This window comes from Pseudoalteromonas sp. SK18 (assembly GCF_001974855.1).
GTDB lineage: Bacteria > Pseudomonadota > Gammaproteobacteria > Enterobacterales > Alteromonadaceae > Pseudoalteromonas.
In genome coordinates, this window is record NZ_MTQB01000022.1 from 24,305 (window position 1) to 44,037 (window position 19,733).

Annotated in this window: 14 protein-coding genes; 11 read left to right on the top strand and 3 right to left on the bottom strand. The window is 41.2% G+C overall.

Annotated features, from left to right (window positions below; all coding sequences use genetic code 11):
* Nucleotides 1-154: 154 nt before the first annotated feature.
* From dnaA to BW139_RS14555, 7 genes are all read left to right on the top strand, one after another.
* The gene (gene dnaA / locus BW139_RS14525; protein ID WP_024601489.1) at nucleotides 155-1,543 is read left to right on the top strand and encodes a chromosomal replication initiator protein DnaA; all 1,389 of its coding nucleotides are present in this window, start codon (nucleotides 155-157) and stop codon (nucleotides 1,541-1,543) included.
* A 13-nt stretch (nucleotides 1,544-1,556) separates the two neighbouring features.
* The gene (gene dnaN / locus BW139_RS14530; protein ID WP_008112965.1) at nucleotides 1,557-2,660 is read left to right on the top strand and encodes a DNA polymerase III subunit beta; all 1,104 of its coding nucleotides are present in this window, start codon (nucleotides 1,557-1,559) and stop codon (nucleotides 2,658-2,660) included.
* Nucleotides 2,661-2,675: 15 nt separating this feature from the next.
* Entirely contained in the window at nucleotides 2,676-3,770 is a 1,095-nt protein-coding gene (gene recF / locus BW139_RS14535) for a DNA replication/repair protein RecF (RefSeq protein ID WP_076920140.1), read from the top strand.
* 12 nt (nucleotides 3,771-3,782) lie between these two features.
* On the top strand, nucleotides 3,783-6,209 hold the full coding sequence (gene gyrB, locus BW139_RS14540; protein ID WP_076920141.1) for a DNA topoisomerase (ATP-hydrolyzing) subunit B: 2,427 nt from the start codon (nucleotides 3,783-3,785) through the stop codon (nucleotides 6,207-6,209).
* A gap of 140 nt (nucleotides 6,210-6,349) precedes the next feature.
* Nucleotides 6,350-7,252, top strand: coding sequence for a glycine--tRNA ligase subunit alpha (gene glyQ, locus BW139_RS14545; RefSeq protein WP_010392717.1), 903 nt, complete (start codon nucleotides 6,350-6,352; stop codon nucleotides 7,250-7,252).
* 2 nt (nucleotides 7,253-7,254) lie between these two features.
* Nucleotides 7,255-9,324: a glycine--tRNA ligase subunit beta gene (gene glyS / locus BW139_RS14550; protein ID WP_076920142.1), complete on the top strand. Its 2,070-nt coding sequence runs from the start codon at nucleotides 7,255-7,257 to the stop codon at nucleotides 9,322-9,324.
* 73 nt (nucleotides 9,325-9,397) lie between these two features.
* Complete coding sequence (locus BW139_RS14555) at nucleotides 9,398-9,847, top strand: hypothetical protein (protein ID WP_055013147.1); 450 nt, start codon at nucleotides 9,398-9,400, stop codon at nucleotides 9,845-9,847.
* Between the two features lie 178 nt (nucleotides 9,848-10,025).
* Here BW139_RS14555 and tusA read toward each other — a convergent pair whose 3' ends face one another.
* The 3 genes from tusA to fadB all read right to left on the bottom strand — a co-directional run bounded on the left by tusA (nucleotide 10,026) and on the right by fadB (nucleotide 13,849).
* Nucleotides 10,026-10,265 carry a sulfurtransferase TusA gene (tusA, locus tag BW139_RS14560; protein ID WP_008112953.1) on the bottom strand — a complete coding sequence of 80 codons (240 nt, stop codon included), beginning with the start codon at nucleotides 10,263-10,265 and terminating at the stop codon, nucleotides 10,026-10,028.
* A 250-nt stretch (nucleotides 10,266-10,515) separates the two neighbouring features.
* Nucleotides 10,516-11,685: an acetyl-CoA C-acyltransferase FadA gene (fadA, locus tag BW139_RS14565; RefSeq protein ID WP_008112952.1), complete on the bottom strand. Its 1,170-nt coding sequence runs from the start codon at nucleotides 11,683-11,685 to the stop codon at nucleotides 10,516-10,518.
* Nucleotides 11,686-11,689: 4 nt separating this feature from the next.
* Entirely contained in the window at nucleotides 11,690-13,849 is a 2,160-nt protein-coding gene (gene fadB, locus BW139_RS14570; RefSeq protein WP_076920143.1) for a fatty acid oxidation complex subunit alpha FadB, read from the bottom strand.
* A gap of 304 nt (nucleotides 13,850-14,153) precedes the next feature.
* On the opposite strand from fadB, the gene BW139_RS14575 reads away from it, so the two are divergent.
* From BW139_RS14575 to BW139_RS14590, 4 genes are all read left to right on the top strand, one after another.
* Nucleotides 14,154-16,040, top strand: coding sequence for a lytic transglycosylase domain-containing protein (locus tag BW139_RS14575; protein ID WP_076920144.1), 1,887 nt, complete (start codon nucleotides 14,154-14,156; stop codon nucleotides 16,038-16,040).
* Between the two features lie 117 nt (nucleotides 16,041-16,157).
* On the top strand, nucleotides 16,158-17,480 hold the full coding sequence (pepQ, locus tag BW139_RS14580; protein ID WP_076920145.1) for a Xaa-Pro dipeptidase: 1,323 nt from the start codon (nucleotides 16,158-16,160) through the stop codon (nucleotides 17,478-17,480).
* Nucleotides 17,481-17,560: 80 nt separating this feature from the next.
* Nucleotides 17,561-18,175 (top strand): YigZ family protein, encoded by a 615-nt coding sequence (locus BW139_RS14585; protein ID WP_076920146.1) that lies wholly within the window; start codon nucleotides 17,561-17,563, stop codon nucleotides 18,173-18,175.
* A gap of 94 nt (nucleotides 18,176-18,269) precedes the next feature.
* Nucleotides 18,270-19,721, top strand: coding sequence for a TrkH family potassium uptake protein (locus BW139_RS14590; protein ID WP_008467072.1), 1,452 nt, complete (start codon nucleotides 18,270-18,272; stop codon nucleotides 19,719-19,721).
* Nucleotides 19,722-19,733 lie beyond the last annotated feature (12 nt).

Consider the following 19,733-nt stretch of genomic DNA (forward strand, 5'->3'; position numbering starts at 1 on the left):
ATTTTACAAAAATCAATCTTTTACTTGTGGATAAAGTGCATTCATAATAGTCGGTCTTGGGCTGCTTATTGAGCCATTTAAACGCAATACAGGTGTGATTTTTGAATCATTATTGATGTGCGGGAATAAAAATTATATCTCTGGGAGTTTTACTGTGTATCTGTCGGTTTGGCAAAGTTGTTTATATGTATTGCAAGATGAATTGCCTTCGCAGCAATTCAGTATGTGGGTCAGACCACTTCAAGCAGAAAGTACCGAAGATACCTTGACGATTTATGCGCCTAATCGTTTCGTACTTGATTGGGTGAGAGAGAAGTACTTAAATAGAATAAATGAATTACTGGTAGAAATTTGTGGTGTAGAAGCACCCGAGTTACGCTTTGATGTAGGTAGCAAGCCGCTATTAAATGCACAAGCTGCACCGGTGGTTGAAACACAATCAGCGCCAAGCACGCAATCAACGGCCAAACAACAACCTCGAGAACAAAAACCGGTTGTAGAGCCAGCTCCTAAATCTGGTTATAAATCAAACATTAAAGAAAACTATACCTTTGATAGCTTTGTAGAGGGTAAATCTAACCAATTAGCAAAAGCGGCTGCCACTCAGGTAGCAGACAACCCTGGCTCTGCATTTAACCCTGTATTTATTTACGGTGGTACAGGCTTAGGTAAGACGCATTTATTACATGCGGTAGGCAACGGTATTATGGCGAATAAGCCCGATGCTAAAATTGTTTACATGCATTCAGAACGTTTCGTTCAAGACATGGTTAAAGCACTGCAAAATAATGCGATTGAAGAGTTTAAGCGTTATTACCGTAGTGTTGATGCATTAATGATTGATGACATTCAATTTTTTGCTAATAAAGAACGTTCTCAAGAAGAATTCTTTCATACCTTTAATGCATTATTAGAAGGTAATCAACAAATTATTTTAACCTCTGACCGTTACCCTAAAGAGATTGAAGGGGTTGAAGATCGCCTTAAATCTCGTTTTGGTTGGGGATTAACCATCGCGATTGAGCCGCCAGAGCTTGAAACACGCGTTGCTATTTTGATGAAAAAAGCCCAGCAAAGTAAAATTAATTTACCGCATGAAGTGGCATTTTTTATTGCTAAAAAATTACGCTCAAACGTACGTGAGCTTGAAGGTGCATTAAACCGTGTAATTGCTAACGCAAACTTTACCGGCCGCCCAATTTCTATCGACTTTGTAAAAGAAGCACTGCGTGATTTATTGGCGCTGCAAGATAAACTAGTCACCATAGATAACATTCAACGTACGGTTGCAGAATACTATAGAATACGTGTATCTGACTTACTGTCTAAGCGCCGTAGCCGCTCTATAGCAAGGCCTCGCCAAGTTGCCATGGCACTCTCTAAAGAACTCACTAATCACAGCTTACCTGAGATTGGGGATGCTTTTGGTGGGCGTGACCATACAACAGTACTGCATGCGTGTCGCAAAGTTAAATCATTACGTGACGAGAGCCACGAGATTAAAGAAGATTACCAAAACTTAATAAGAACATTGTCATCTTAGGGCTGACTTTATTATGCAAATAACAATATCAAGAGAACAGTTTTTAAAACCATTGGTACAAGTATCGGGTGCCATTGAGCGTAAGCATACGTTACCTATTTTATCTAACGTATTGCTCGTGGTAGAAAATGGCCAGCTTTCAATGACAGGGACAGACCTTGAAATTGAATTAGTGGCGAGTGTATTTGTGGGTGACGATGTTGCCGATACTAAACTCACATTACCGGCTAAAAAATTACTCGATATTTGTAAAAGTTTACCGGATGGTTCTGATCTTACTTTAAGCTTGCAAGACCATCAGTTACTTTTAACCAGTGGGAAAAGTCGTTTTTCATTGACCACTTTAGCTGCTGAAGATTTTCCTAATTTAGAGCAGTGGGATGGTGAGGTTGAGTTTCAACTAACGCGTTTAGAATTACGTAAATTACTTGAAAGCACACACTTTTCAATGGCAAACCAAGATGTGCGTTATTACTTAAACGGCATGTCGTTTGAAGTTGATAACAGCGATATAAAAACAGTTGCCACTGATGGGCATCGTTTAGCTATTGCACAAAAACAACTAGGTCAGTCGTTAAATACACAGCGCCAATTAATTATACCACGCAAAGGCGTGCAAGAAATTATGCGTCTAATGGTTGCTGATCAAGAGCTGGTAACTATTCAGTTTGGTGCCAACCACATTCGTATTATTGATATTGAATTTACCTTTACGAGTAAATTAGTTGATGGTCGATTCCCTGATTACCGTCGTGTTTTACCGCGCGGTGGCGATAAGGTAATTACCGCGAATCGTGAATGGCTTCGTAATGCTTTTCAGCGTGTGTCGATTTTATCGAACGAAAAGTTTCGTGGTGTACGCTTAAATTTATCAAACGGTTTATTAAAAATTACAGCCAACAACCCAGAGCAAGAGCAAGCTGAAGAAGTGGTTGAAGTAATGTACGAGGGTGATGACCTAGAAATAGGCTTTAATGTCTCTTATGTATTAGATGTATTAAATACATTAAAAACCGAAGATGTATTATTTACGCTTGCCGATTCAAACAGTAGTGCACTTATAGAAGGTGCTGGCGATGAAGAAGCTATGTACGTTGTTATGCCAATGCGTTTATAAGATCATAAATACATAATGAGCTTAAGTCATTTGAGCCTCAAATATTTTCGTAATATTGAGGCACTGACGCTAGAACCAGTTAACGGCGTTAATATAATTTATGGTGAAAACGGCAGCGGAAAAACCAGCCTTTTAGAGGCTATTTATTACCTTTCTCACGGCAAATCTTTTCGAACCTCTAAACATAAAAGCATTATAGCTCATCATCAAGATCAGTTTGTTATTCATGGCCGCAAAGCGTTATACGATTTATCTATCCCAATAGGGATTAGTAAAACCCAAGCGGGTGAAACTAATTTAAAAATACAGGGTAAGGCGAGTCGAAAAGTATCTGAACTTGCTCAACTTATGCCAGTGCAAGTTATTACACCAGAAAGCTATTCGTTATTTTTTGGTGGCCCTAAAGAGCGCAGAAAATTTTTAGATTTAGGTTTGTTCCACGTGGAACATGAGTTTTTTTTCTTGTGGCAATCGTTTAATAAAGTGCTAAAACAGCGCAATGCCTTGTTGAAATCTAAGCCGAAGAATTATTTTGACCAAATCAAGTTTTGGGACAAAGAATTTGTTAGACTGGCTGAACAAATAAATAAATTAAGAATCGCGTATATAACTAGGTTTAAGCAGCAGTTTTTTGATAAAATGTGTGCAGAATTAACGCTAATACGCGATCTAGAAATTAGCTTTAATGCAGGCTGGAAAGAGAGCGAATCTCTTTCTGATGCGTTAGAGCAAAGCTTTGAGCGAGATGCTCGTCAAGGCTTTACTAGTAAAGGCCCTCATAAGGCTGATTTTAGTTTTAGTGTCGCTGGCAACAGTGTTGAGAATGTATTCTCACGCGGGCAATTAAAGCTATTGTTGTATGCGTTAAAAGTAACGCAAAATAGTTTGATTGAGTCAGAGACAGATAAGCAATCTATATTGCTAATAGATGATTTACCTTCAGAACTAAGCGAAGATACAAAAGAGAAAGTGGGTCAGTTATTGACTCATTGTAGTTCTCAAATATTTATTTCTTCAATTTTATCTGAAAGTATTTCTGCTGTGGTGGAACCCATGAAACGAGAACTAAAAATGTTCCACGTGAAACATGGCAACCTAATAACAAGATAAGTGGGATTAACCATGTCTGAGAATTATGATTCGTCGAGTATTAAAGTACTTAAAGGATTAGATGCAGTAAGAAAGCGTCCTGGTATGTATATAGGGGACACCGATGATGGTACGGGCTTACACCACATGGTGTTTGAGGTCGTTGATAACTCTATCGATGAGGCCTTAGCAGGTCACTGTGATGATATATTTGTCACTATTCACTTAGACGGTTCGGTATCTGTAAGAGATAACGGCCGTGGTATTCCTACTTCTATACATGAAGAAGAAGGTGTATCTGCAGCTGAAGTTATTATGACGGTATTACATGCCGGTGGTAAGTTTGATGATAACTCTTATAAAGTATCAGGTGGCTTACACGGTGTTGGTGTATCGGTAGTAAATGCATTATCAGAAAAGTTAAAACTAACCATTCGTCGTGAAGGTAAACTTCATGAGCAGTTTTACACTATGGGTGTGCCAGATGCACCACTAGCAACAATTGGTGACTCTGAAACAACCGGTACTGAATTACGTTTTTGGCCTAGCGGCGAAACGTTTACTAACCTTGATTTCCATTACGATATTTTAGCTAAGCGTTTACGCGAGTTATCGTTTTTGAACTCGGGCGTAAGTATCATTTTAAACGATGAGCGCGAAGAGAATAAAAGTGACCACTTTAAATACGAAGGTGGTATTAGAGCGTTCGTTGAATACTTAAACCGTAATAAAACACCTGTGCACAAAGGGGTGTTCCACTTTACTCATGAACGTGAAGAAGATGGTATTAGTGTAGAAGTATCAATGCAATGGAATGATGCATTCCAAGAAAACATTTACTGTTTCACTAATAACATTCCACAACGTGATGGTGGTACTCACTTAGCTGGTTTTAGATCTGCGCTTACACGTACGCTTAATAACTACATGGAAAAAGAAGGCTTTAACAAAAAAGCTAAAACGACTAGTAACGCAACGGGCGATGATGCACGTGAAGGCTTAACGGCTGTTGTTAGTGTTAAAGTGCCTGATCCTAAGTTCTCATCGCAAACAAAAGACAAGCTAGTATCTAGTGAAGTTAAGTCTGCGGTTGAGCAAGCCATGGCTGAAAAATTCACTGAGTTTTTATTAGAAAACCCAATGGATGCTAAAATTGTTGTTGGCAAAATTATTGATGCAGCACGCGCGCGTGAAGCAGCCCGTAAAGCTCGTGAAATGACCCGCCGTAAAGGTGCTATGGATTTAGCAGGTTTACCGGGCAAACTAGCGGATTGCCAAGAAAAAGATCCAGCCCAATCTGAACTATATATAGTGGAGGGTGACTCAGCTGGCGGTTCAGCCAAGCAGGGTCGTAACCGTAAGAATCAAGCGATTCTTCCGCTTAAAGGTAAAATCTTAAACGTAGAAAAAGCACGTTTTGATAAAATGCTGTCTTCACAAGAAGTGGCAACGCTAATTACTGCACTAGGTTGTGGTATTGGCCGTGACGAATATAACCCTGAAAAACTACGTTACCACCGTATCATAATCATGACCGATGCCGACGTGGATGGTTCTCACATTCGTACCTTGCTACTAACATTCTTTTACCGTCAAATGCCGGAAATTGTTGAACGTGGTTACATTTATATTGCTCAGCCTCCACTTTATAAAGTGAAAAAAGGTAAGCAAGAGCGTTATATTAAAGATGATCCAGCATTAGTTGATTACCTTACATCGTTAGCGCTAAGCAATGCAGCATTGTATACCAGTGATAGCGCAGAGGCGGTTGATGGTGAAGCATTAGAGTCGATTGTTCACGATTATCAAAACACGGTTAAAGTTATAGAGCGCTTAAAGCGTAAGTATCCGAACACGGTTATGAACCGTTTGATTTACCAAAGTGAACTGAAAAAAGAAGACCTTTCAGACGAAGCTAAGGTAATTGCTTGGACTAAAGAGCTGGTTGATGACTTAATTGAACGTGATGAAGATGCAACTATTTTCCATGCCGGAACTGAGCACGATACAGAGCGTAACCTGTATTATCCAGTTGTGAATATTCGTCAGCATGGTGTGGATAAAGCTCACGTACTTCATTATGACTTTATTACATCAAGAGACTACCAACGCATTGCTGTAACAGGTAAAAACATTGCTAATATAATCACAGAGGGTGCATATATCCAACGTGGTGAGAAAACAAAACCTGTTGATAACTTTGTGGATGCATTGGAATGGTTGATCGCAGAGTCTAAGCGTGGGATCTACATTCAACGCTACAAAGGACTAGGTGAAATGAACCCAAGTCAGCTTTGGGAAACCACCATGGATCCAAGCGCACGCCGTATGTTGCAAGTAACAATTGAAGATGCTGTTGCAGCGGATCAATTATTTGCCACATTAATGGGCGATCAAGTTGAGCCGCGTCGTGAGTTTATTGAAACGAACGCACTGCGTGTGGTTAACTTAGACGTATAAAACATTATCGTAATCACAAAAAAGGAGCCTTAGGCTCCTTTTTTATTTTTTCAAACGCACAAACTGCTTAAAACCTGAGTGTGCACAAGGTATACTGAGGGTAATTTTCACGCTACTTCTCAGATAGTAAAAAGCCAAATATGCAAAAATATGACGTTAAAACCTTTCAAGGTTTGATCCTGGCTTTACAGGATTATTGGGCACAGCAAGGCTGTGTCATTATTCAACCACTTGACATGGAAGTGGGCGCAGGGACATTTCACCCACAAACATTTTTAAAATCAATTGGCCCAGAGCCAATGTCGAGCGCATACGTTCAACCGTGTCGTCGTCCTACCGATGGTCGTTACGGTGAGAACCCAAACCGCTTACAACATTACTACCAATTCCAAGTTGTGTTAAAGCCATCACCAGATAATATTCAAGAGCTTTACTTAGGTTCTTTAGCTGCTGTAGGTATTGATACCCTAACTGACGAAGTTCGCTTTGTAGAAGATAACTGGGAATCACCTACATTAGGTGCGTGGGGCCTAGGTTGGGAAATTTGGTTAAATGGCATGGAGGTAACGCAGTTTACTTACTTCCAGCAGGTGGGCGGTTTAGAATGCTCACCGGTAACGGGTGAGATTACTTACGGCCTAGAGCGTTTAGCAATGTACATTCAAGGCGTAGATAGCATTTACGACCTAGTATGGGCAGACGGCCCATTTGGACGCGTAACTTACGGTGATGTGTTTCATCAAAATGAAGTAGAGCAGTCTACTTATAACTTTGAACATGCAAACGTGGCCGACTTATTTGAACAGTTTGATAAATGTGAAGCTGAGAGCCAAAAGCTAATTGAAGCAAGCCTACCATTACCAGCCTACGAGCAAGTAATGAAAGCATCGCACGCATTTAACTTATTAGACGCACGCCATGCTATTTCAGTAACCGAGCGTCAACGTTATATTTTACGCGTTCGTGCGTTATCAAAAGCGTGTGCACAAAGTTATTACGATGCACGTGAAGCACTTGGTTTCCCGCTGTGTAAGGATAAGTAAGCATGTCAGCAGAAAATTTATTAGTAGAAATTGGCACCGAAGAGTTGCCACCAAAAGCACTTCGTAAATTAGCCGAAGCCTTTGCTGCAAACTTAACAGCAGAATTAGAAAGCCTAGAACTAGGTCACCAAGGTGTGAGCTGGTATGCATCGCCTCGTCGTTTAGGTTTACAAGTAAAAGCACTTGACGCTAAACAACAAGACAAAGAAGTTGAAAAACGTGGCCCTGCAACTAAAGCCGCTTTTGATGCAGAGGGTAACCCAACTAAAGCAGCCATGGGTTGGGCTCGTGGTTGTGGGATTGAAGTAAAAGATGCGCAAACACTAGAAACAGATAAAGGCGCATGGTTATTGCACATTGCTAAAGTAGCAGGGCAAGAAACCAAAACGTTAATGACCGACGCTATAAGCAAAGCTCTCGCTAAGTTACCTACCCCTAAACCAATGCGTTGGGGTGCGAATAAAACACAATTTATTCGCCCTGTGCATACCGTGACTATTTTATTCGGTAGTGAACTGGTTGAAGGTGAAATTCTTGGTAAGCAAGTGAGTAATCAATTGCAAGGTCATCGTTTTCATCACCCAGAAAAAATTAGCATTGATCATGCTGATGATGTGTTTGAGGTACTTAAATCAGCTTACGTTATTGCTGACTACGAACAGCGTAAAGCACAGATTCGCGCGCAAATAGAAGACGCAGCCAAAGCAGTTAATGCCGTTGTTGCAATGGATGAAGACTTACTTGAAGAAGTTACTTCATTGGTAGAATGGCCAGTAACGTTAACAGCCACATTTGAAGAAGCATTTTTAGATGTACCTGCTGAAGCGCTTATTTACACCATGAAAGACGATCAGAAATACTTCCCGTTATTAGATCAAGACGGCAAGCTTTTAAATAAGTTTTTGTTTGTCTCTAACATCGAAAGTAAAGATCCTAGTGTAGTTATTTCTGGTAACGAAAAAGTAGTGCGCCCGCGTTTAGCCGATGCGCAGTTCTTCTTTGAAACCGATAAAAAGAAAACATTAGAAAGCCGACTTGAGTCGCTTGATAGCGTATTGTTTCAAAAGCAACTTGGTACGCTTAAAGACAAGTCACAGCGTATTAGTGAACTAGCTGGTTACATTGCCGAGCAACTTGGTGCCGACAAAGAGCTAGCAGCGCGTGCAGGCTTATTAAGTAAAACAGACTTAATGACCGAAATGGTAATGGAATTTACCGACGTACAAGGTGTAATGGGAATGCATTACGCGCGTCACGATGGTGAAGCAGAAGAAGTCGCAGTGGCACAGAACGAGCAATATATGCCACGTTTTGCAGGTGATAACTTACCAACTAATGTGATCAGTTGTGCAGTCGCCATTGCCGATAAGTTTGATACGCTGGTGGGTATTTTTGGCATAGGCCAAGCACCAAAAGGTGATAAAGACCCATTTGCACTTCGTCGTGCAGCCATTGGTGCATTACGTATCATGGTAGAAAAACAGCTACCACTTGATATTTTAGACCTGGTTGCTAAATCACAAACCTTGTTTGGTGAAAAGCTGACTAACCTAAATGTATCAACGGATGTGTTTGACTTTATGCTAGGGCGTTTCCGTGCTTGGTATCAAGACGAAGGCATTGAAGTAGATGTGATTCAAGCCGTACTGGCGCGTCGTCCAACGAAGCCTGTTGATTTCGATCGCCGAGTTAAAGCCGTAAGTCATTTCCGAACATTAGACGCCGCAGAATCGCTTGCAGCGGCTAATAAGCGTGTAAGTAATATTCTGGCTAAAAATAACATTACAACGCAAGGTGATGTTGATCAGAGCTTATTAAGTGATGAGGCAGAAAAAGTATTGGCTTCGCAAGTTGCAAAATTCGCCACTGATTTAGCACCACTGTACAGCGATGGAAACTACCAAGAGGCATTAAGCCAATTAGCAGGCATTCGTGACAGTGTTGATAACTTTTTTGACAATGTCATGGTAATGGCCGACGATGAAGCGGTTAAGCAAAACCGCCTTGCGCTTTTAAGCCAGCTTAGTGGACTATTTTTAGAAATTGCAGATATTTCTGTATTACAAAAATAACAGCTTATAGCTATTTAAAAAGCCAGCATTATGCTGGCTTTTTAGTATTCACTGTATACAAAGGATACAAATTATGATCTCCATAAAACGAATTTTAACGCTAGCAATGGCTGGTTTACTTACCGCCTGTACCAGCCAAATTTCGATTAACGATGTGTTGCCGCAGCAAGAATTGGATCGCAGTATTTATTTAAGAGGGGACTTCACATTATGGGATGCAGAACCTCAATATCAATTTAAACAAGTCGGCCCTGCGCTTTACCAAGCCCAAGTTAAATTTTCGACCCCAGGTAAAGTGTACGAGTTTAAAATAGCCGATGCAGATTTTAGTGAAGGTTTTAACTGTGGCTACAGCGATTCACAGCCATCAGGACAAAGCCTAACACTTGGCCAATCAACGCGCGCCGATTGTAATACCATTTATAATTACTTTAGCTACACACCCGCAATCAAAGGGTCGTACATAGTCAGCATTGATTTTAGTGACTACGATAAGCCGCAAGTAACGATAACTAAAAAGTAAGAGCTGTAAGCTATAAGCAGTCAGTCGTTAGCTTAAATATAAAATAAAAAACCGTGCTTGATTTAACAAACACGGTTTTTTAATTTTTAGCTGATAGCTGATAGCTGATAGCTGATAGCTGATAGCTGATAGCTGATAGCTGATAGCTGATAGCTGATAGCTGATAGCTGATAGCTGATTACAGCCCTTTCTTCACCACATATCTATACGGTGATTCTTCAACTTCTTTAGCCACTAGCGTGTGATCCATAAAAGTACAAAAGCTGGGGATGTCGCGGGTGGTTGAAGGGTCGTCGGCAATAATAAGCAGTGTTTCACCATCGCTCATTTTACGAATAGCAGCGCGTACCATCATCACAGGCTCTGGGCAGCGAAGGCCGATGGCATCTAATTGGTGATCGGGGTTATCAAAGCTCATAAAAAATTACCTGTAAAAATAGTCGCGGCTTGGTTAGGTCGGGTAGTTTAGCGTAAATAAAGCTGTTGGTTAACTATTTTACGTATAACAAAACAGCCCAACTTATTAATAGATAATCTGAAATAAGTTTAATGCACCCGATCACATTATTCATTTTAAACCTGCAAAAGCGGGTGGCATAAAAAAGGCGAACTAACTTGCGCTAGTTCGCCTTTTAATCACCAAGATGGTTTTACATATTCAATACTAATTAGTCTTGAACACGTTCAAATACAGTGGCAATGCCTTGGCCTAAACCAATACACATAGTTGCTAAACCGTATTTTGCGTTTTTGTCTTCCATTAAGTGAATAAGCGAGGTGCTAATACGTGAACCCGAACAACCCAGAGGGTGACCAAGTGCAATAGCGCCGCCATTCAAGTTAACTTTTTCGTCAACTACATCAGCTAAGCCTAAGTCTTTAAGCACAGGTAGTGATTGTGCTGCGAATGCTTCGTTTAGCTCAGCTACGTCAATGTCATCAATGGTAATACCGGCTTGTGCTAATGCTTTTTTACTTGCAGGTACTGGGCCGTAACCCATGATTGATGGATCGCAACCGGCAACAGCCATAGCGCGAATACGTGCACGAATTGGTAAGCCCAATTCTTTTGCTTTTTCTTCGCTCATTACTAACATAGCTGATGCGCCGTCAGAAAGTGCAGAAGATGTACCCGCAGTAACAGAACCCGTAGCAGGGTTAAATACTGGACGCAGCTGCGATAAACCTTCAACCGTTGTTTCTGGACGAATTACTTCATCATCTTCAACAAGAATAAGTGAACCGTCAGCATCGTGACCTTCCATTGCTAAAATTTCGCGGCGGAAACGGCCTTCAACTGTTGCAGCATGTGCACGTTGATGCGAGCGGTAAGCAAATTCATCTTGTTGCTCACGGCTAATACCGTGAAGTGTTGCAAGGTACTCAGCGGTTAAACCCATAGAGCCAGATGCTTGTGCAATTGATGTAGCTAGGCCAGGGTGAAAGTCGTTACCGTGAGTCATAGGTACGTGACCCATGTGCTCAACACCACCAATTAGGTATGTGTCGCCAGCGCCAGTCATAATTGCGCGAGCAGCGTCATGCAATGCTTGCATTGATGAGCCACATAAACGGTTAACTGTGGTTGCTGGCACTGAATGTGGAATGCCCGCAAGTAGAGATGCGTTACGTGCAACGTTAAAGCCTTGCTCTAATGTTTGCTGTACACAGCCCCAATAAATATCGTCAATTGACGCAGGGTCAACTGCCGGATTACGTTCTAATAAGCCTTTCATTAAATGAGCGCTTAAGTCTTCCGCACGTTTGTGCTTGAATACGCCGCCCTTTGAGCGACCCATTGGTGTGCGGATACAATCTACAATTACTGGATTATTCATGATATTAACCTTCCACCTTATAGAAAACACGGCCTTCTTCAGCCCACTTGCGAGTTTGCTCTGATACTTGGTAAATCGCACCTAGGTGAGCGTATTTGTCAGCAGTTGCTACAAAGTTAGCTAAACCTGTTTGATCTAAGTAACGGAACGCGCCGCCTCTAAATGGAGGGAAACCAACACCGTATACAAGTGCCATATCAGCTTCTTGAGGAGAAGCCACAATGCCTTCTTGTAAACAAAGTAGCACTTCGTTGATCATTGGGATCATACAACGGTCAATGATTTCTTGTTTATCAAATTCTTTTGGTGCGTCTGTAATTGGTGCAAGTAGTTCAATCGCTGTTTGGTCATGTGATTTTTTAAGACGACCGCGACGATCTGTTTCGTACTTGTAGAAACCTGCTTTGTTCTTTTGACCAAAACGTTTTTCGTTAGCAAAAACAGTCACTGGGTCTTTATCTGCACGTGCCATACGCTCAGGGAAACCATCTGCCATTACGCCAGTACAATGATAAGCCGTATCAATACCTACAACATCAAGTAGGTACGCTGGGCCCATTGGCCAGCCAAATACGTTTTCCATTACTTTATCTACTTTTGCAAAGTTAGCGCCTTCAACCACTAATTTGCTAAATCCAGCAAAGTAAGGGAATAAAACACGGTTTACAAAAAAGCCTGGGCAATCGTTAACAACAATCGGTGATTTACCTAGTTTGAGGGCATAATCAACCACGGCATTAATCGTTTTATCTGAGGTTTTTGCACCACGGATAATTTCAACTAATGGCATTTTTGGTACTGGGTTGAAAAAGTGCATACCACAGAAGTTTTCTGGCTTTTCAAGCGCTTCTGCAAGTAGGTCGATACAAATAGTCGATGTGTTTGACGTCAGTACCGTGCCTTCTGGCATATTCTTTTCAAGATCAGCAAGTACGGCTTGCTTCACTTTAGGGTTTTCTACTACGGCTTCAACAATAATGTTGGCGTTTTGTAGGTCTGCATCGTTAAGCGTTGGCTTGATTTTGCTAAGCGTTGCTAGCATTTTTTCCATTGGCATGTGGCCGCGCTTCACTTTTGCACCTAATAGTTTAGATGCTTCACCCATACCTAAATCTAGCGCATCCTGTTGGATGTCTTTCATTATGATTGGTGTGCCTTTATAAGCAGACTGGTATGCAATACCGCCACCCATAATACCTGCGCCTAATACTGCCGCTTGTTTAATTTCTACATCGCTGTGTTTAGCAAATTTACGTGCTTTACCTTTAATGTATTGATCTGCTAAAAAGATACCTGTTTGAGCAGCAGCTTCACTAGTACGTGCTAGTTTTGCAAAGTTGGCATTTTCAATTGCCATTGCTTCGGCGCGTGAGCTGTTTGCTGCTGCTTTAATAGTGCGAACTGCCATAACTGGAGCAGGATAGTGGCCTTTGGTTTTACCCATTACCATACCTTCTGCCATTGCAAAGCTCATGCCTTGCTCAACACGGTTTAATTTAAGCGGTTGTAATTTTACAGCGCGTTTTGCTTGCCAATCTAGCTTGCCAGCAATCGCTAATTCTAGTGTTGCTAAACTTGACTCTTGTAGTTTGTTGGCACTAACTACCGCGTCAAATGCACCTACTTTAAGGGCGTCAGCAGCGCGATTTTCGTTACCTGTGGTGATCCACATCATCGCGTTATCGGCACCAATAATGCGCGGAAGGCGTACTGTACCGCCAAAACCAGGCATTATGCCTAATTTAACTTCTGGTAAGCCCATTTTTGCTGAGTCACTTGCAACACGATAATCGGTAGCAAGTGCCCACTCACAGCCGCCGCCAAGCGCCAAGCCGTTTACAACACTGAGTGTTGGGAATGGTAAGTCTTCAATTGCATCAAAAACGTCAGTTGCATCTTTGATCCACGTTACTAATTCTGCTTCAGGCTTAGTAAAAGTAGGTAAAAATTCGAAGATATCGGCACCAATAATAAAGTGGTCTTTATCACTGGTAAAAATCATGCCTTTAATATCAGTGTTAGCGGCTAATTCTTTTAATGCTGCCGCGCAATCTGAAAGAGTTTGTTGAGATAATGTGTTTACAGAACCTGTAGCACAAAACTTAAACTCGGCGATGTTTTCCTTCACGAAGCTAACTTCAAAGGAATCGCTTTTATATAACATTATTATTCTCCCTAGTTGATGAACTAAGACTGGTACGATGAGTTCATATTCAGACCAGTGTGCTTGCTTTAAATTAAAAATGCAACGAAAAATTTATCTTGGTTACAAACGTCTGGTTAAAATATAGCTGGTTTGGTGCTAAGGTGGGTTTGAAAGTTTTCTTTATTCATTTTATTGCGCTGTCTTGGTGTTTATAGCTTGGGTTTTATCAATGTAAATAGAGTTACAGTGCCTGCGCTGTTTTTTATTTACCCATAGCCTCACCCTTGTCAGCCTTGAAGGTTACTATGCCCTAAAGGACATTATGAAAAAATATTTATTAAGCGTAGCGGCAGCGACTCTGTTTTTCTCTTTTCCCTCTGCCAACGCAAATAGCGAACTTGATGCATTTTTAGATGCAGAAAAACAAGCGCGCTATGGCGATTACAATAGCTTTAAACAAGCGGTAGACTCATTGTCTCATCCGCTTAAGCCCTATGTAGAAAAAGCCTTTTGGCAGCGTTACCCCAGTTTAAAGCATCAAACAGAAATAGAAAATTTCCTCACTATTTATGAGCACACGCCATTAGAGTGGCCAGTACGAAAAACATGGTTAAATTATTTAAAGCGCAGAAATAAAAAAGCAGCGTTTATTAAAAATTACCGTGAAACCTCCGATACTGAGCTCAGTTGTACCCACCTTACTTATCAGCTTGATTTAGGAGCGCCTAAAAAAGCAATACTCTCGCAGGTAACCGATATTTGGACGGTTGGCGAGTCGCAGCCCAGTGAATGTGACGGGCTTTTTAAGCGCTGGCGACAAAATGGTTATTTAACCCCAGATGTCGTGTGGCAGCGTGTCACTTTAGCGGCACAAGGGGGGTCTTATCGTTTATTGCCTTATTTAAAGACCTTATTGCCAGCCAAGGAGCGTTATTTAGCTGATTTATATTCCAAGGTAAGGCGCGACCCCAGTGCAGCTGCAGGCCTTTACCGCTATAAACGTAAAACAGCCAAAGAAGGGGAAATAGCGCTTTATGGTATTAAACGCTTAATTTGGCGTGATAAAGAGTTGGCCTTAAAAGCGTGGCAAAAAATTGAAGGCATGTTTAACTTCGCTGATGATGAAAAAGCAGACGTATATTATACCTTTGCGCTGTCGTTGGCGTCGAGCGGTCATAGTCAGGCGAGCTTTTATTTAAATAAAGTCCCTAAAGAGCGTCAAGATCGTAAATTAATGCAATGGCAGCTAGCCAATATGTTAAAAACGCAAGATTGGGAAGGCATTGCGGCATTTTTTACTGGCAAGCAAAACCTCAGTTTAGGGCAGCAGTATTGGCTAGCTTATAGTTATGACAAACGCGCAGAACATGAAAAAGCCAAGGCAATTTGGACTAAAGTAGCCGCTAACCGAGATTATTACGGCTTTTTAGCCGCCGCCCGTTTAGGGTTACCGGTTGATTTAAATGAGTTGCCGGTCAATGTAAATCAAGCTTTAGTAAGGAGAGTAAGTAATGCGCCAGGCTTTAAGCGTGCCAAGGCGTTGTATGAGCTTGAGCGATTTACTGCGGCTCGACGTGAGTGGAATTATTTAACTAATACCTCCGAAGATGATGAAAAACTGGCAGCATCAGTACTCGCGGCAGAGCTTGATTGGTTTGATAGTACAATATTTACACTAGCAAAAATAAAAGCATGGGATTATGTTGATTTGCGTTTTCCATTTGCGTTTCAAGACATGTTTGAGCGTTACAGTAAGCGTAGCAAAATAGATTTAACCTGGAGTATCGCCATTGCGCGCCGAGAAAGTTCATTTGCACCCGATGCCCGTTCTCATGCAAATGCGCGTGGGTTAATGCAGCTATTACCAAGCACCGCAAAATACATTAACAAAGGCGATGTATCTAGCCGTCGGTTGTATCAGCCAAAAACCAATATTCGACTTGGTACCCGTTATTTACAGTATTTAAAAAAGAAAAATCACGGTAATGAGGTATTGGCAACAGCATCTTATAATGCTGGGTATCATCGGATTAAACGTTGGTTACCAGAAGAAGCAATGCCTGCAGAGCTATGGGTTGAGCTTATTCCATATAGAGAAACTCGAGATTACGTAAAAAATGTATTTGCGTATCGGCAGGTTTATCATACTCGCCTTGGCCGAGAAGGTAATTTACTCGCGCCGCTATTAGAAATGACCATGGGCGGGTAGTAAAAATAAATCTACAACAGCAGAGGGATATTTACACAGTAACTATCCCTCTTTTTTGAGCGCTTTGTGTATAAGTGGTAGACTCAAAGTAAGTTAAATTTAACAGATGGGTTTATTATGGAAAAATTAGCCGTATTATACGCCGAACATATTGCAACATTGCAGCAGCGTACACGTACTATTTGTGAGCAAGAAGGGTTAGAAGGATTAGTCATTCATTCAGGCCAAGCTAAGCGCCAATTTTTAGATGATATGTATTACCCATTTAAAGTTAACCCTCATTTTAAAGCGTGGTTACCGGTTATTGATAATCCGCATTGCTGGATTGTGGTAAATGGCAGTGATAAGCCAAAGCTTATTTTTTATCGTCCAATTGATTTTTGGCATAAAGTACCTGATGAGCCTAGAGATTTTTGGGCTGAGTACTTCGATATTGAATTGTTATTACAACCTGATCAGGTTGAAAAGCTACTTCCTTATGACAAAGCTAAATTTGCTTACATAGGTGAATACCTAGAAGTAGCACAAGCACTTGGTTTTAGCATTATGAATCCTGAGCCAGTACTTAACTACATTCATTATCACCGAGCTTATAAAACGCAATATGAACTTGAGTGTTTACGTAATGCGAACCGTATTGCAGTAGATGGCCACAAAGCGGCGCGTGATGCGTTTTTTAATGGTGGTAGCGAGTTTGATATTCAGCAAGCGTACTTAATGGCAACGCGTCAAAGCGAAAATGAAATGCCGTATGGCAACATTGTGGCCCTTAACGAAAATTGCGCTATTTTGCATTACACGCATTTTGAGCCAAAAGCACCGCAAACACATAACTCATTTTTAATTGATGCGGGCGCTAACTTTAATGGTTACGCTGCAGATATTACTCGTACCTACGACTTTAAAAAGCAAGGCGAGTTTGCTGATCTAGTTAAAGCAATGACGGCGCATCAAATTGAGTTAGGCAAAAGCTTAAAACCAGGTGTACTGTATGGCGAGCTGCATATTGATTGTCATAATCGTATTGCTCAGTTATTAAGTGATTTTGATATTGTTAAACTACCGGCTGCGGAAATTGTTGAGCGTCAAATCACCTCAACCTTCTTCCCTCATGGCTTAGGGCATCACTTAGGTGCACAGGTACATGATGTAGGTGGCTTTATGCGTGATGAAACTGGTGCACATCAGGCACCACCAGAAGGTCATCCATTTTTACGCTGCACTCGCTTAATTGAGAAAAACCAAGTGTTTACTATTGAACCAGGTTTGTACTTTATTGACTCTTTGTTGGGTGATTTAGCACAAACAGACAACAAGCAGTTTATTAACTGGGAAAAAGTAGAAGCGTTTAAACCATTTGGCGGCATTCGTATTGAAGATAATATTATTGTTCACGAAGACAGCCTAGAGAATATGACACGTGATTTATTACTCGACTAATATTTAACTAATAACAGTTTATATTATTCATGAAAGGGGCCTGTTGGCCCCATTTTTAATTTAACAGCCAAGTAAGCGCTATGTCAGAATATAAATACCCAGCCGACGATGTTTTTCATCAAGAAGAAATTAAAAAAAGTACCTTTATTGTGCATATAGGCCACACGCCCGATTTAAACTCAGCCAAAGCCTTTATTAAAAATATTGAAGAAAAATACAGTGATGCACGCCATAATTGTTGGGCGCATGTTGCGGGCAATCCTGGCGGAAGCCATGTTTATGGTTTTTCTGACGATGGAGAGCCAAATGGCACCGCTGGTAAACCTATGCTCAACGTGCTGGTGGGCTCTGGCCTAGGTGAAGTAACCGCTGTGGTAACACGGTATTTTGGTGGGATAAAGCTTGGCACTGGTGGATTAGTTCGTGCTTATGGTGGCTCGCTTAATAATGCCTTAGCAAAATTACAAACCGTGGTAAAAGTACCCAGTATTGAGCTGGTTGGCTTTAGTGAATACAGTATGCAAGGCGCAATAGAGCAGCACTTAAAAACCAACTTTCAGGTACTTAATATTGAAAAGCAGTTTACGGCAAATATTGAGTGGAGTATTACTATTGATAGCCGCCAAGCACAACAAGCATGCAAAGATATTTTTGATTTAAGCCACGGCGCAGTTGAGTTAACAATCAAAGAGTAATAGTCTTACATCCATCCCATTTAATCAGTAAAGATTAAATTTTCGAGTCATACAGTAGTTATTTTAATTTACTAATAAAAAAGCGATACGCTCAATGCAATTTCGTACCATCATAAAAATTCTTGGCCAACTGGTCGCGCTATTTAGTATTACAATGGTGCCACCAGCACTCGTGTCTTTAATTTATAAAGATGGTGGAGGGGTGCCGTTTGTTTTAGCCTTTATATTTAGCGTTATTATTGGCTTAATGGCTTACTACCCAAATAGGCATGAGCATGGTGATTTAAAAGCACGGGAAGGCTTTTTAATAGTGGTTTTGTTTTGGCTGGTGCTAGGGGCATTTGCATCATTACCGCTGATATTTTTACAAGAACCCAACCTCTCTTTGGCCGATGCGGTGTTTGAAGCTTTCTCAGGCTTAACTACCACAGGGGCGACCGTATTAACTGGCATTGAGTACTTGCCTAAATCGGTATTATTTTATCGCCAACAATTACAGTGGTTTGGTGGAATGGGGATCATTGTATTAGCAGTAGCCATACTGCCAATGCTTGGCGTGGGTGGGATGCAGTTGTATCGCGCTGAAATTCCAGGCCCAGTAAAAGACTCCAAAATGACCCCGCGTATAGCCGACACCGCTAAACACCTTTGGTATATTTACGTATCTATTACACTTGCGTGTACCTTGGCGTATTGGAGCGCTGGCATGAACTGGTTTGACGCCATATGCCATGCCTTTTCTACGGTTGCTATTGGTGGTTTTTCTACTTATGACGCGTCTATGGGGCATTTTGATAGCCCTGTAATTAACTTTATTTGTGTGTTCTTTTTAATTATAGCCGCCATTAACTTTTCACTACATTATGCCGCTGTAGCGAGTCGTAATATTAGTGTGTACATTCGCGACCCTGAATTTAAAGTATTCTTGTGTATTCAGCTCGCGCTGGTGGTAATTTGCTTTACTGTGCTTTCGTCTCATGATGTTTATGCAAATGGTGATGAAACTCTCGATCAGGCGTTGTTTCAAGCGGTGTCTATTAGTAGTACTGCAGGGTTTGCCACAGATAACTTTTCAGCTTGGCCGTTGTTTTTACCTATTTTACTTATTTTTTCGAGCTTTATTGGCGGCTGTGCGGGTTCTACCGGTGGTGGTATGAAAGTTGTTCGTGTGTTTTTGTTGTATTTGCAAGGGGTGCGCGAGCTTAACCGCTTGGTCCATCCCCGAGCTATATACTCAATAAAGCTCGGGCGTAAAGCCTTACCCGACAAAGTAGTTGAAGCGGTATGGGGCTTTTTCTCAGCTTATGCACTAGTCTTTATTATTATAATGTTAGCGTTAATGGGCACAGGGTTAGACAACATTACCGCATTCTCTGCGACAGCAGCCTGCCTTAATAACTTGGGCCCAGGTTTGGGTGACGTAGCCTCTCATTATGGTGCGATTAGTGATGCCGCTAAATGGATATTAACAGTAGCTATGGTATTCGGCCGGTTAGAGATATTTACATTATTAGTGCTATTTACCCCAACATTTTGGCGTGGATAAGGTTTTAAATAT

Bases quoted from the DNA above. Each gene is read 5' to 3' on its own strand.
- BW139_RS14555 (WP_055013147.1), top strand. From the start codon at position 9,398: ATGATCTCCATAAAACGAATTTTAACGCTAGCAATGGCTGGTTTACTT.
- BW139_RS14590 (WP_008467072.1), top strand. From the start codon at position 18,270: ATGCAATTTCGTACCATCATAAAAATTCTTGGCCAACTGGTCGCGCTA.
- BW139_RS14575 (WP_076920144.1), top strand. From the start codon at position 14,154: ATGAAAAAATATTTATTAAGCGTAGCGGCAGCGACTCTGTTTTTCTCT.
- glyQ (WP_010392717.1), top strand. From the start codon at position 6,350: ATGCAAAAATATGACGTTAAAACCTTTCAAGGTTTGATCCTGGCTTTA.
- pepQ (WP_076920145.1), top strand. From the start codon at position 16,158: ATGGAAAAATTAGCCGTATTATACGCCGAACATATTGCAACATTGCAG.
- fadA (WP_008112952.1), bottom strand. From the start codon at position 11,685: ATGAATAATCCAGTAATTGTAGATTGTATCCGCACACCAATGGGTCGC.
- gyrB (WP_076920141.1), top strand. From the start codon at position 3,783: ATGTCTGAGAATTATGATTCGTCGAGTATTAAAGTACTTAAAGGATTA.
- dnaN (WP_008112965.1), top strand. From the start codon at position 1,557: ATGCAAATAACAATATCAAGAGAACAGTTTTTAAAACCATTGGTACAA.
- glyS (WP_076920142.1), top strand. From the start codon at position 7,255: ATGTCAGCAGAAAATTTATTAGTAGAAATTGGCACCGAAGAGTTGCCA.
- recF (WP_076920140.1), top strand. From the start codon at position 2,676: ATGAGCTTAAGTCATTTGAGCCTCAAATATTTTCGTAATATTGAGGCA.
- tusA (WP_008112953.1), bottom strand. From the start codon at position 10,265: ATGAGCTTTGATAACCCCGATCACCAATTAGATGCCATCGGCCTTCGC.
- fadB (WP_076920143.1), bottom strand. From the start codon at position 13,849: ATGTTATATAAAAGCGATTCCTTTGAAGTTAGCTTCGTGAAGGAAAAC.
- BW139_RS14585 (WP_076920146.1), top strand. From the start codon at position 17,561: ATGTCAGAATATAAATACCCAGCCGACGATGTTTTTCATCAAGAAGAA.